Source organism: Ectopseudomonas guguanensis (assembly GCF_900104265.1).
Classification (GTDB): Bacteria; Pseudomonadota; Gammaproteobacteria; order Pseudomonadales; family Pseudomonadaceae; genus Aquipseudomonas; species Aquipseudomonas guguanensis.
Genome location: NZ_FNJJ01000013.1, coordinates 126,176 through 138,555 on the forward strand (window position 1 = coordinate 126,176; position 12,380 = coordinate 138,555).

At 53.4% G+C, this 12,380-nt stretch carries 18 protein-coding genes; 4 read left to right on the forward strand and 14 right to left on the reverse strand.

Annotated features, from left to right (window positions below; genetic code table 11):
• Positions 1-38: 38 nt before the first annotated feature.
• The 10 genes from BLS61_RS18620 to BLS61_RS18670 form a co-directional block, all read right to left on the reverse strand.
• Positions 39-1,340, reverse strand: a complete 1,302-nt coding sequence (locus tag BLS61_RS18620; protein WP_090433355.1) for a zonular occludens toxin domain-containing protein — start codon at positions 1,338-1,340, stop codon at positions 39-41.
• 2 nt (positions 1,341-1,342) lie between these two features.
• Entirely contained in the window at positions 1,343-1,702 is a 360-nt protein-coding gene (locus BLS61_RS18625; RefSeq protein ID WP_090433356.1) for a DUF2523 family protein, read from the reverse strand.
• 5 nt (positions 1,703-1,707) lie between these two features.
• Entirely contained in the window at positions 1,708-3,378 is a 1,671-nt protein-coding gene (locus tag BLS61_RS23525; protein WP_139205570.1) for a hypothetical protein, read from the reverse strand.
• A 146-nt stretch (positions 3,379-3,524) separates the two neighbouring features.
• The gene (locus BLS61_RS18640) at positions 3,525-3,785 is read right to left on the reverse strand and encodes a major capsid protein (protein WP_090426986.1); all 261 of its coding nucleotides are present in this window, start codon (positions 3,783-3,785) and stop codon (positions 3,525-3,527) included.
• Between the two features lie 5 nt (positions 3,786-3,790).
• Complete coding sequence (locus BLS61_RS18645) at positions 3,791-4,039, reverse strand: hypothetical protein (protein ID WP_090433362.1); 249 nt, start codon at positions 4,037-4,039, stop codon at positions 3,791-3,793.
• A gap of 9 nt (positions 4,040-4,048) precedes the next feature.
• Positions 4,049-4,228: a hypothetical protein gene (locus BLS61_RS18650; RefSeq protein WP_090433365.1), complete on the reverse strand. Its 180-nt coding sequence runs from the start codon at positions 4,226-4,228 to the stop codon at positions 4,049-4,051.
• 15 nt (positions 4,229-4,243) lie between these two features.
• Complete coding sequence (locus BLS61_RS18655) at positions 4,244-4,630, reverse strand: hypothetical protein (RefSeq protein ID WP_090433367.1); 387 nt, start codon at positions 4,628-4,630, stop codon at positions 4,244-4,246.
• A gap of 251 nt (positions 4,631-4,881) precedes the next feature.
• Positions 4,882-5,169, reverse strand: coding sequence for a hypothetical protein (locus BLS61_RS23765; RefSeq protein WP_208598823.1), 288 nt, complete (start codon positions 5,167-5,169; stop codon positions 4,882-4,884).
• Between the two features lie 4 nt (positions 5,170-5,173).
• The gene (locus BLS61_RS18665; RefSeq protein WP_090433369.1) at positions 5,174-5,464 is read right to left on the reverse strand and encodes a DUF5447 family protein; all 291 of its coding nucleotides are present in this window, start codon (positions 5,462-5,464) and stop codon (positions 5,174-5,176) included.
• A gap of 39 nt (positions 5,465-5,503) precedes the next feature.
• The gene (locus BLS61_RS18670; RefSeq protein ID WP_013715705.1) at positions 5,504-5,719 is read right to left on the reverse strand and encodes a hypothetical protein; all 216 of its coding nucleotides are present in this window, start codon (positions 5,717-5,719) and stop codon (positions 5,504-5,506) included.
• A gap of 464 nt (positions 5,720-6,183) precedes the next feature.
• Here BLS61_RS18670 and BLS61_RS18680 point away from each other — a divergent pair, with 464 nt between their 5' ends.
• The 3 genes from BLS61_RS18680 to BLS61_RS18690 all read left to right on the forward strand — a co-directional run bounded on the left by BLS61_RS18680 (position 6,184) and on the right by BLS61_RS18690 (position 9,008).
• Complete coding sequence (locus BLS61_RS18680; protein ID WP_090433372.1) at positions 6,184-6,882, forward strand: phospholipase D family protein; 699 nt, start codon at positions 6,184-6,186, stop codon at positions 6,880-6,882.
• 201 nt (positions 6,883-7,083) lie between these two features.
• Entirely contained in the window at positions 7,084-8,208 is a 1,125-nt protein-coding gene (locus BLS61_RS18685; protein ID WP_090433374.1) for a hypothetical protein, read from the forward strand.
• Between the two features lie 29 nt (positions 8,209-8,237).
• On the forward strand, positions 8,238-9,008 hold the full coding sequence (locus BLS61_RS18690; RefSeq protein ID WP_090433376.1) for a hypothetical protein: 771 nt from the start codon (positions 8,238-8,240) through the stop codon (positions 9,006-9,008).
• A 23-nt stretch (positions 9,009-9,031) separates the two neighbouring features.
• Here BLS61_RS18690 and BLS61_RS23530 read toward each other — a convergent pair whose 3' ends face one another.
• The 4 genes from BLS61_RS23530 to BLS61_RS18715 all read right to left on the reverse strand — a co-directional run bounded on the left by BLS61_RS23530 (position 9,032) and on the right by BLS61_RS18715 (position 11,915).
• Entirely contained in the window at positions 9,032-10,396 is a 1,365-nt protein-coding gene (locus tag BLS61_RS23530) for an ApeA N-terminal domain 1-containing protein (protein WP_341844491.1), read from the reverse strand.
• Positions 10,397-10,414: 18 nt separating this feature from the next.
• Positions 10,415-10,732: a type II toxin-antitoxin system RelE/ParE family toxin gene (locus tag BLS61_RS18700; protein WP_090433380.1), complete on the reverse strand. Its 318-nt coding sequence runs from the start codon at positions 10,730-10,732 to the stop codon at positions 10,415-10,417.
• Positions 10,729-10,965, reverse strand: a complete 237-nt coding sequence (locus BLS61_RS18705) for a type II toxin-antitoxin system ParD family antitoxin (protein WP_090433382.1) — start codon at positions 10,963-10,965, stop codon at positions 10,729-10,731. The genes BLS61_RS18700 and BLS61_RS18705 overlap by 4 nt, the downstream gene beginning before the upstream one ends.
• Before the next feature lie 728 nt (positions 10,966-11,693).
• Positions 11,694-11,915, reverse strand: coding sequence for a hypothetical protein (locus BLS61_RS18715; protein WP_090433475.1), 222 nt, complete (start codon positions 11,913-11,915; stop codon positions 11,694-11,696).
• A 253-nt stretch (positions 11,916-12,168) separates the two neighbouring features.
• On the opposite strand from BLS61_RS18715, the gene BLS61_RS18720 reads away from it, so the two are divergent.
• Positions 12,169-12,375 (forward strand): hypothetical protein, encoded by a 207-nt coding sequence (locus BLS61_RS18720; RefSeq protein WP_090433384.1) that lies wholly within the window; start codon positions 12,169-12,171, stop codon positions 12,373-12,375.
• The last annotated feature ends 5 nt before the right edge of the window (positions 12,376-12,380 follow it).

Sequence of the window (12,380 nt, forward strand, 5' to 3'; positions counted from 1 at the left end):
TCGCTCCCTCTGAACTGAACCGCTCGCTCGCGGCGCGCTCACCGCCACGGCCTTGCCGCGTATTCGCTGTTGGGAACAACATTCACCGGTAAAGCGCTAACCGTAGGAGGGGGCTTGCTGGTACCGGTAGAGCCGATGGCTGCCGCGGCAGAAATGCCGTTGAGATCCTGCCGAGTGCCGGAGGCATCTCGTTGCTGGGGGCGGCCAGGGCAAAGGGCTGTTGCGACGTAACCCATGGGGTGGCTGATGTGAACGACGCAAGGGCCGAGGATGCGCACCAGATAGCCCAGGTTGCGTAGTTCGCCGAGGGACTGGCGCAGAATCTGGCCATCAGCATCGATGACATCGAACTGGCCAAGCTCGCGAATCTGGCCATCGACATTGGCAACCATGACGGCACGAACGGCGAAGGTGCGAGGTGCGTAGGGGTGGTTCAGCTCACCAGCCAGTACATCAGGCGGCTCGTTAACCAGAAGATCACCAGCAGGATCAGTGCGCGTATCAGGAGGAAGCGCAGGACTCGCCACACCGGGCGAAGCAGCTGGAACAGCAGATTTCGCAGGGGCTTGAGCGCCGCCAGGAGAGCCGAACTTAGGCGTACCAAGAGATAGTAAAGCGACAAACAGACAGGCAATAAATGCCAGTAGAAAAAGTAGCTTAGGCGACTTGAGCAGGCTTTTTCCGGCTTTGGTGTCTTGGGCCTTTCCGGTGGCGGTGGATTGGTAGAGCCGGAAGGTGTCGGGCTTGATTCGTTTGTATTCAATGATGGTGCCTTCGGCGGGTGGCCGGTTGAGCTGGGCGTCATGCTGGGCCTCCTTGTAGCGACCTTTGATGCCGATGACGGCAAGGTTGGAATGCTTGTAAGCCATCTCGCAGGTCATGCGGATGTCGTCGCGGATGTAGCTGATGTTCGGGGTGGTGAGCACCACATCCCAGTTCCAATGGCGGTGGCGGGTCCAGCCGTCGAGCCAGTTCATGGGCCGGTCAGCGGCTTGGGCGGCTTCGGAACCGCCCGGGAAGTCGAAGCGCTCGAGGTCGCGTTCGCGCCAGGCTTTGGGGAAGACCAGCTGGGTTTCATCAAAGATGATGAACGCGCCGCGGGGTGCCCACTGGAACCACGTGCGCATGCGCTCCATATCGGCTTGCTGCTCAAGGTCGAGGTTGATGATATCGACCCACTCCGGCAGATCAGGCATGACCTGCAGCACCCGCTCCAGGGTGAAACCGCGCACGTTGGTGATGATCAACCGACCCTCTTTGAGGGCCGGCACGGCGTCGTCTTGAATCGCACCACAGGTCTTGTAAGAGCCGTTGGGGCCGTGGTGGATTTTGATCGACATGGTTAGCGCCCTATGAACGGTACGAACTTGAGGGCGAAGCGGGTGGAGAGCGCTGAGAAGATGATGTTCAGCGCTTGAGGTATGCCGAAGAAGTTGAGCGCGCTGACGACTTCGGCTGGCAAGGCGCCCCAGCGCTGCCGCACGGCTTCGGCCAAGCCGATGTCTTGCATGACCCCTTGGGCCGCTTCATAGGCCACTTCCAGGGCGAGCAGTTGCACCTGTACCCAGGAGTAGATCGCAGCCTTGGTCAGCAGGACCAAGCCGTCTTTGACGAAGGTGTAGATGCCAGAGCTGAGGAAGTCCCACACGAACTGGAAGAACGCGAGGACTTGATCGAGAAAGCCGGAAAGCCAATCGAGCATGGTGGTTACCCTCTGAGGACGATGATGGCGGCCAGGGCGACGGCCGCCAGGAGAAGCACGTAGCGCAGGTAGGAGAGCTGGTCGGAGTAGTCGGCCGGACAGATGCGCAGGGAGACACCGCCGGTACTGATGGAGAAAACTTCGCAAGGGAGCGAGCCGCTGCTATCGCTGAGGTTGAGGTCGAACACGCCCTTGAACAGGGCGCTGTATTCCCCCAGTTTCTGGTCCAGTTCGGCGCGGGCGTCAGCGATGCGCTGATCCCACTCGCTCAGGCCTTCGGCAAAGCTGCCGACTTCGCCTTGCTGGAGACCACGAGTAGGCCCCGCAGGGCCTTCGCTATCCTGATCTTCGCCATCACCATCGCCATTGCCGTTCCCAGTGCCCGAACCATCTTTGATGCCGCCTGAGCTGCTGCAATTGGGTCCAACGCACTTGGAGCTTTCGGAGGTGACGTTGCCATTGGCATCTTTGGTGGTGTGGCTGACGTTGGTCGTAACTTGGGTTGAGCAGGAGCCAACGCCCGAGCAAACGACCTTGGTTTGTGTATCGGTCTTGGTCGTAGTGGTGGAACCATCAGCGTTCTGCTTGGTTTCGACCTTGGTGTCGGTCATGGTCCCGGTAGAACTCGGGCTCTTGCCGTGGCAGGTGAACTTCCCGCCATTGACGTGGCTGGCGGTGCCGCAGTTGGTGTAATCGCCTGGCTTGCCGGAGTAGTCAGAGGACTTGCACGCCAGATGACCGCCAAGGCTGTCTTGCACGAAGACATACACGCAGGGTTCTTTTTCGTTAACGATAGGCGCGTCAGGCGGCAGGCACTCTTCACCCTCAGGGCATATATCACCCGGCTCGACTGGTGGCGGAGCAAATACAGGCGGCGGACCCTCTGCGACTTCACCGGTGAAGTTGACCGCTACCCGGCATTCGACCGGGGCAGGCCCCAAGCTGATGGTGCCGGTCTTCTTCGGGGCAGGTGCTTTGCAATGGCTGAAGTCGAGAACGTTGGCTACGCAACCTTGCTGAACAATAGGCGGCGGCGGGATGGGGTTGCCGTTGTCATCGACGGCGACGACGACGCTCGTAAAACGAGTGGACTCAGAGAAATGCTTGCACTGAGAAGGCTTATCCGCTTCGCGGAAAGGTACGCATTCACCTTGGGCGTTTTTGATTTTGGGAATCGTGGCGCCGCCAATGAATTCTTCACCGCACTTTTCTCCGTTGGGAACTTGTGGGGCTTCGCAAACACCATTGCCAGGATTGTAGGTTGTGCCTGATGGGCAAGAAGTGCCCTGACGATCTACGTGGACTGCGTTATTAGATGAAACAACGCCAGCAACATCAGTTCCTGCCTTGCCGCGAGCTTCATAAACACAACGAAACCTCACAGATGACAGCAGAACCATATCAGTAACTGAGTGGGTGTATTTCGGGGAGTAACCATCCAGCCAAGACATATATTGGTCACATGCGCCGCGCGGAGACGCAGAGGTAAAATGCTGTGCCTGCGCAGAAACCCGCCAGTAGTAATCTTCAGCACTAACACTCTGAGAGCAGAGCAAAGAAAGCAGCAAAGCTGCCGCAGTGACCCAAGCGCGATAACGCATCCTCACACCCCGTTGAGGAACATGAGACACAGCGCCCGGGCGGTGGGCTGCAGAAATAAACAACTCATCGTTCATGGCAGCATCCAAAGAGAACCCCGCCGAAGCGGGGTCTGTTGCAACGGCTCTGTTGGTCAAAAGAACTCGCCGATTCGAAAGCCGGTGATGAAGGCACCGGCTATGAAGGCGCCGAGCATTACTGACCAGAGCATTGGTGCAGGCCCTTAGGCTTTGCGCAGCATGGAGAACACCACGCCGACGCAGGCCAGAACGGCCAGTGCCAGTGCGATGTAGCCGGCGATGGTGCTGGCGTCGGCCTGGCCTTCCTGGATCTGCGTCTGGATGGCAGCGGTATCGACCACAGCGGCGAAGGCCGGGACGGTTGCGACGGAGACGACAGCGCCGATGCAGGCGTTGCGAGCGAAGCGACGAGCACGACCGAAAGCGGTGGCGCCGTTTTGCAGCTGGGTTTTCAGTTGTTTCATGGTTGTTACCTCATGCGTCGTAGGACTGATGCGACCAATCCACCGGAAAGGCCGATTGCAAAAGCCATCAGCGTCCCGCCAAAACCAATGCCGAACGCCTCTGGCGAAAATCCCCCTGAGACCAAGATGTCTACATAGCCAGCGGCCTCGGGAGGGATCAGGTAGGCCTGTTGCCATCCGTACTGCGAGCAGGACACCGACGCATCTGCGTTGATGGTCCACTGCATGCACACTTGAACGGCAACGACCGACATACAGCCCCCTTACTCGGCCAGGCTGGGGTCGCGGACGACCTCAGCCATGTCCTGGCAGTCGGGGCAGATGGTTTGGTGGGGCGCCGTGCGCAGATCGGGCAGCAGGTCGGCTTGTGGTGCCGGCTGCTGGTAGAGCTGGCCCATGGGCTGCCCGCAGCAGTCGCACAGCACGCGATCAACGATCAGCACGGCGGCGCCCTCCCGTCAGGCCTTGGCCGGGTCCGGCTGAGTGCCGGTCGGCTTGGCTTGTTGTTGGGCGGCGAGCTTGCGAGCCTCGGCGGCAGTGTCAGCAGCGCCAGCGCCACGGGCAGCCTTGGCCGACTCGACGTGCAGGACGATGAACTTGCCGGCGTTCTTGGAGCCGCGTTCGATTTCCACGGTTACGCGGACGGTTTCGAGCACGTCGAGGCCTTTGCAGGCGCCCCATACTTCTTCGCGGACGTCTTCGGATACCTGCATCGAGAGCAGGGAAACGCCCAGGTCCTTTTCGCCGTCCGGTTCATCGCCAAAATAGAGTTTGATCAGGTCAACGTTGTCGAACTTCACGCGCTCAGCGCTGATGAATGCCAGTTCCATAGTGGTGCGTGCCATTTGTGTTTCCTCGCTTGGTTGCGCCTTATTGCGCGGGTTTGCCTTTCAGCAGGCCGAGCGGGTCCACACGGGCAAACTTCTCGTTTTTGCCCGGATGGGGTTCTCGACTTGCCGAGGTTTTCAGTTAGCGCCGCTGGTGCAGCGGGTTGGGTTCAACACCAAGGGCTTTGCCCTTGTCATCCCACTCTTGCCGCCGAGGGCTCGGGAGCGCGGGGCGGTGGAGCTGCCCCACACTCACGAGCGGAGGCTGTTTAGGGTGGTGGGCGCTCAAGGGTGCGCTCCGCCCGTGCTTCCGTTTGTCCGAACGGTGGAGCGTGTTCGGACAAGCCGGGAGCGCGGCCCTTGACCGACATAGCAACGAGCGCGGCGGTCAGGCCTTTTAAGAAGCCGCGTGTTTCCGCCTGGGTATTGGCTAGGCGCGGGTCTGCAGGGCGGGTGGTGCGGGCACCATCCATGCGGCCAAACCAGTAGGCGACGCCGATGCAGTTAATGAGCAGCAGGCCGAGCATGACGATAGAGGGAGTGTCGAGAACGATCATGCGATCACCCCACCAGTTCGAACGGTTCGCGTAGCGGCACGAAGGGCGTTGGTTTGCCGGTGTCGTGCACAACGTGCCAATACTTGGGCGGTCGGTTGCTTGGGGTGTGTTTCGCGCAGATGAAGGCAGGCGTCAGCTTCCAGCGTCCACCGACCTTTAGGACCGATACGGGGCGGCACTCGGTGCAGGGTGTGGACGGGCAGGCTGCGGGGCGAGCCGTTTCGCGTCGGGACCAGCACACAGAGCAGTCGCAGGCCTCGGGGTGCGGCTGGTGCAGGTAGCGGGAGAGGTTCATAAGTCATGCCCTCACCTGGGAGGCCGGAGGTTTGGCGGATCATGCCGTCCACTCCTGTTCCAGCAGCCAGGTGCGGAGCAGGGCGCTATTGACCATGCGGCGCTTGCCTAGCTTTACGGTGGGGAGAACGCCTTTCATTGCCCAGGCACGCGCGGTGCCGTAGGTCAGGCCGTTGCGGTCGGCCCAGGACTCGACGGTTTCCACGTCCTGTTGCGGGCCTATCAGCTTCGAAGGTTCCAGCTCTTCCAGTTCCATGCTCGTTCCGTCACTATTCGTGTCATTAGGACAAAATGTCCTAGCGACAAATTATTTGTCGTCGTCAGCAATCCTAATGACAAAATATTTGTCTATCAAATAATTTGTCATTGCTTTTTAGAGCATTTTGGAATGATCGAGGAGAGGCTTAGAACTCTTGTCCGCCATATCGGCCCATCGAGGCTGGCACAGGTAACTACGATCAAAAATCGTCGCAGATGGCAGACGGTGGCCACCGAGATGAAGGTGAAGACCCGAATCGAGGATCTAGAAGAGCTACTCAAAGCCTTCCCTCAATACGAGCTATGGCTCTGGAAAGGTGAGGTAGACCCTTCTAGAGGCCAGGTTTCACCTGGATATGAAGACGCCGATTCAAACTTGCACGATCAAAGCGCGGGATAGCGATTACAGAAGAAGTGGCCAAGCGCTGGTTTAGGCGTGGCAAGTAGATAGGGATATAAGCAATGGCAAGATTTCTCAATACAAGCGCAACAAACTATTTTCTCGAAGAGCTGATCAAGAATGCCAAGGAAAGGCTGGTTCTCATAAGCCCATTTCTCAAGCTAAATGATCGAATAAAAGAGCTTCTCATAGATAAAGATCGGTTAAAGATCGACGTTCGCATTGTCTATGGTAAAAGCGAGCTTCAGCCGGAAGAAATACGATGGCTGAATGAGTTGGCTTATGTTCGGACTAGCTTCCGCAAAAACCTGCATGCAAAGTGTTATATGAATGAAGAGTTGTGCATTATTAGCAGCCTGAATTTATATGAATTTAGTCAGGTTAATAATAATGAGATGGGTGTGCTGATCGAGCGCGGCTCAGATGCTGAGTTGTATAAAGATGCCTATGAAGAAGCGCAGAGAATAATCCGAATCAGCGAAGAGGTGCGGATCAGCCTTGAGCGAGTCAACAATGACGCTGAGAAGGATGAGGATGGCTCAGAAGAAGAAAAGACAACCAAGCTAACCTCCTCGAAGCTAGGTCAGCGATACAAACTAAAGGCCGCAGAGTTTTTAGATAAAATGGTTGAGTTGGGCTATCTAGAGCTCAATAGTGGTAAGCACCAGCTGACAAAGAAAGGCGTGGATGTGGGTGGGGAGCTAAAGGTGAGTCCAAAATTCGGGGCTTATTTCCTATGGCCTGAGGATATTACGCTGTGAATGTATGTGTTCTGCTTTGCCGGAAGCAGGGCAGATAGCACTGAATGCGATCAGGCTAATTCAAACTTGCCCAATCAAAGCGCGGGGTAGCGATTACGGCACGAGTTGCTAGAAGTTGGTTCGCTCGAAAGGCTTGATTTAAAGTTGTGCTGCCCTTAGTTGTAAGCTTTGTGAGTTAGGGTTTTGGAGGAAAGTAATTAGATGGCGGATGCTGAAGAGAATCTTAAGGATTATGAGGTTATTGCAAGCTTCTATGAAAATGTCGGGAAAATGTTAACGGCTATTTTTAAGACGCAGCAAAGCTTGTTGGGAGCTAGTGTCGCAGATTGTCTGCAGGAAATTCATAGCTTTGCGTCGGATTACCCTCCGCACGAACTGATAGACTCTCCAAATGCTCTGCAGGTTCTAGATGTTAGTGCATCTATGCTGTTGAAAGATTTGAATGCACTAAAAGACTCGAAGCTCAGGGGGGATACGATTGAATTAAGAGAGATTTTGGTTAAGACGATACAGTATTCCTTGCGCCCTCTAATAAAAAGAAGAGTAGGTGATATTCCTTTAGCTGAAGCGGAACGAGCCAGGGAAAAGAGAGAAATCGAGCTTTTGACAATAAGAGCTCGTGAGCTTATTCGGCAAATGGCGAGTCAGGTTCTAGAGGTTGAAAGAATTAAGAATACTACTGCGGAGGTTATAAGCAGGACAGATGCAGATGTTAAGAGCTTAATCAGTAGGGTTGACGGAATTGAGTCGCTGGCAGATGAAAAGTTATTGAATATTGATAGTCTCTATGAGGACTCGCTGCGAAACGTTATTGATAAGGAAGAGCAGGTTAATCAGATGCTTGGGCATCTGTCGGGGCGCGCGATATCAGGCGACTTTGAAAATAATGCAGCAGATGAAAAGGGCATGGCGAACAATCTTCGTTATGCATCTGTTTTTTGCATGTTTTTAGTTGTTTTGATTGCGGGATATTCTTTTTTTGAAAGTACTAAAGAAGGCTTCGATTGGGGAAGTCAAATTAGTAGATTTCTGTTAATGCTCTTAATTACCGTTCCTGCTGCTTATCTTGCTCGAGAGTCAGAAAGACACCGTAGGCAGCACTATAATTATCTCCAGAAATCGCTTGATTTGAAAACTATAACGCCATTCCTTGCTTCTCTTCCTGAAGAAGAACAGCATCGAATTAAGGCGCAAATAGCAGGTAAGCTTTTTGTTTCTACTGAAATAACTGCAAGTCCGCTGGAAACCTTTCCAATTAATACGCAGGAGCTAATTCTTGAGCTGCTAAAGAAAATTGAGTTGACGAGCGCAAAGGCAGCCAAGTAGCAAGTGATTTATAAAGGCAAGGAAGCAATATGAAAACCGACTGGGACGACGCACCGGACTACCTACGCAGCAAGAAAAAGCCCGGTCCATGGCGAATGGTGGTCATCCTGGGCGTGGGTTCCGCGATTACCTGGGGCGTGATTGCGTTGTTTGCCAAGTCAATCGTGATCAATGTGGATCAGCTCAAGCAGGCGATCCACGTAGACGGCAAACCCCTGTTCAGCCAGCAACCGGCGCCACAGCCCTACAGCGAGCCGGAAGAGCCTATAAGGCTGCCATCCATTCCCATCGATCCACCAGCGCAACGGGTTGCATACGAGCCGGTAAGCCAGTCTCAGCCATACGCCTCGATGGAATGGACTGAGGAAGAAAAGGCGAGGGCGATAGCCAGTTCTCAGAACGTGTTCAGTGACAAGAACTACACGCTCAAGCAGCCGGCCAGCACCTACTCACCACCCGCAACCCATCGTATAGCCCAGGCACCCCAGCAAACGCAGCAGCGCCAGACCAGACAGGTGAGCAACGAGCGTACATCACGATGGATCAAGAGCTGGAACGGAGGCAGCAACTACCTGGCGGAGTGGCTATCGGTGAACAACTACATCGACGGCACCAGCGTCTGCGCCAATCACCGGCGCGGATCAATCGATTACCGAGAATGCCGCAAGGCCGCCAAGCAGCACTTTCACGAACAGTGCAGAACCTGGCGTGCCCGCTATGACAGTGACCGCAAGACGCATAGTGATCGCATGAAAACACGCTATTGCTCTGCGGCGAGTAGCTTTAATCCGATGGGGTAGAGGATTAGATTTATGTGGATCAATTAGAATGCTATGAAATAGTAGTGATCAATTCTGCGGGATACTTCATGTATAGATTCATCCTCAACTCCAATTTCTTTCAACAAAGCAACTGTTAGTAGTGCGTCGAGAAATACAAGATTTTCGATGAGGGCGGAGTCGTCAATTGAGTAGTCGTTTGCATGGGTTATATCATTTCTAAGCTTGCAAATTTCCGATATTTTTTCCTTGTTAAATTTCCATAGATTTCTTGTCTTGCTTGGAAGTGTCTTGTAAAATTCTTGTATACATTTTTCGGTATTGTACTTGGATTTGTTTAGCCGCTTCATTCCCCTAATGAAGCTCACTGCGTCTTTGTTCGATATTTTCTTCTGCAGAAGTGATGATTTCGTCTCTGCGCATATCTCGTTTATTGTCTCATCGCTAAAATGCTGCTTCTCTATGATGCATAGGTTTTCTAGTATCCTAAAGTACCCTAGAAATGAGTCCTCAGGATTGGTCATCCTGCTATATTTGAGGTATTTGTAGAAATATTCTTGGGATTTATCTTCTAGCTCGAAATAATTTCTTATGTAATCAATAAGGAAGCGGGTTTTTCCTAGCAATTGAGCTTTGTCTGGTTCTGAGTAAGGATACAGAATTGTGTCGATTTTTCTCTCTTCGGGAAGTAGGGTGTATAGATATGTCTTATGTGTACCGCTATTTAAAATTATTTGATTAATATTCATTCCTTTGTTTGTTATGAAGGAGAAGAAGCTATAGATTTTTTTAATTTTGTTTATGGCGTCTTCTAGTGATAGTGGTTCGCAAGAGTAATAGTGTATGTATGGTGGGAATTTCATTCCAGCGTGGAAATTTGGTAGAGAGTATGATTTTTCAATGCTGTATGATATGCCTATTGTGTCTTGGTTTTTGAGTCCTACCTTGAACTCACTAATGGAACCATTGTAGTTGGGTGGGGTTATTTGGCTTGCAGCTATTTCGCGCTGTTTTTCTGTCTGGCCAATCCATTTTTTTATTGTGTCGGAATGTATGGTAATACTGTGATAATTTGATCGGTTCGCTTGGTGTTTATGTGACATTGCCACGCATTCAATGGAATACGTAATTTGAATTGATGATATGAGTTTGGGGTGAGTTGCCAGAAGCATTCCTGACCAGTTATTCATTGTCAGGCCAATAAGTTTAAAATGCTCTCGTGTTGAGTGGCATTCTAGCTCTTTATTTTCTGGCTCACTATAAGGCCATTTCCTGTCCTCGAACTCATCACCTGAAACTACTAGTGTTATTTTTTTTGGAGTTATCTTGAGTGATCCAAAAAATGTTCCGCCGGAAGTTGGTATGGTGACTTGCGTTTCGTAGCTGCTTCCCAGCTTAAGCTCTGTAATTTTTTCATGTCTATAGTTTTATTGTTTAAGCCAAGCAGGCATATCACGCATTTCGTGCAGCACGCGCCAAACATCGATGTGACTGTGTTGCTCGACATAGAACACTAGGTACGGGTAGCGCTGGAGCGGCCAAGAGCGTAGGCCGGGCAGATCCAGTTCATGGGCGTAGCGAGCAGAGCCGGAAGCAGGGTGGCGGCTGATTTGCTTATAAGCTCGCTCCAGGGCATCAACGAAGCCTAGCGCGGCTCTCTCGGCCTGTTCTTCAAGGTAGTAGGCAATGGCGTTGTCTACGTCTCGGTTAGCTAGCTCACGCGGGATGATGGGCTTTTGCTTCATCCTTGAGCGTTCCGCACGCGGGCGCGGAGCGATTCGAAGTAGTCTGCATCAGCAGGAGCGGCTGGAGCAGATGCAGCACCGGCAAGCAGCAGGCTACGAAGGTGTTGGCGGTCTTGATCCTTACGAATCAGTTCGCGGACGTATTCGCTGCTGGTGCCGTAACCGCGCTGGTTCACTTGCTCATCGACGAAGCTTTTAAGGGCGTCCGGCAGGGAGATGTTCATGGTGCTCATTGGGCGTGCCTCTTGCCAAATTTTGCCAAAGATCATAGCGCGGGTTTTGCTGGCGGTGTCGAAAAAGTGTCGAAATCATAGAGCCAAATAGCGACGAATCGAGCAGGTGAGGAGAGTGCAAGGCGCGTAATGAGCGGGTTTGGTACGGATTGAGACGCAATCGAAACGGGTTCGAATCTCTTCTTCACCGCCACTTTCGCAAAACCCCTGCAGGGAAACCTGCAGGGGTTTTTGCTTTTCTGGTCCCGTTTTTTTTCGAGCTGCGCGCCCGCAGAATGCGTACACGTATCCTGTTGATGGGAATTCGGGTGCTGCTGTCTGAACGCAAATTGCGTTTTCTGCGTCTTTCTTGGTCAGTTCACGTGTGTCGACGGGCTTTTGCTTAATTCTTGAGCGTTCCGCACATGCGTACGGAACGGCTCGAAGTAGTCCGCGTCGGCTAGGGCGGCAGGAGCGGATGTTGCGCTCGCAAGCGGCAGGCTATGAAAGTGTTGGCGGCATTGATCCTTGCGAATCGACTCAGGCATGGGCTCCTTACCGGCGCCGTGATCTCACTGGTTCACTTGCTAATCGGTGAAGCTCTTGAGGACATCCGGCAGAGAGGTAGTCATGGCGCTGATTGGGGGTGGCCATTCTTGCCAAAGGCTACGCGCGCTGGCTTGTCAGCATGGCGTGATGGACTGCCGGGTTTGCGCTGGTCGAGCGAGGTGCTGGCAGCCGCCGTATCGCTAGATGTGGGCTGACAAGGCGCGTTTGCTGGTGGGGTTGAACACTTCATCGCGGAGCATGCGCAGGTCCACGGCGTCTTGGTTCAGGCGGTGAATCAGCCGCAGCATGTGCTGGCGTAATACTTCGTCCCGGGTGCTCTCAGCGGCTCGCATCAATGCGAAAGCAGCGTCCTCGTTATTGGCTGCGATGGAATCCAGTGTCTTGCGTACATTGCGAATCAAGGTGAAGCCCTCGGTTTCAGTGGGCTGCAAGGTACTGGGCAAGTGTTTCTAAAATATTGCAACGAATGGGTTGGCAGACCTATGGACACTGCAGAAAAGACGGCTATTTTCATCAGTCTGTAATGCGCTTCGGCGAGATTGTGTAGGCGCTCCATGAAAGTTGGTGCGACTCATACCTCTTTAGGCAAGGCCAACCGCATGGTTGGCCTTTTTTTGCGTGTTCGGCTCTGGATCCGTATCTCATGGAGGCAGTATGGACATCTCAATCGAGCAATCAGGCGGTGCTGATTCCGAAACATGGTTGGTCACTGCAGGTTCGCTGAGGCTCTATTTCAGAAACCAGCGTTCTGCCTTGGAGTTTGCCAGCAAGCTCAAGGAGCGGGTCGACTCGCCACATTCGTTGCCCGAGATCGAGGTAGGGGCTTTCGAAGAAGTTGCAGAGATGAGCTGTACGGGCTAACTGCT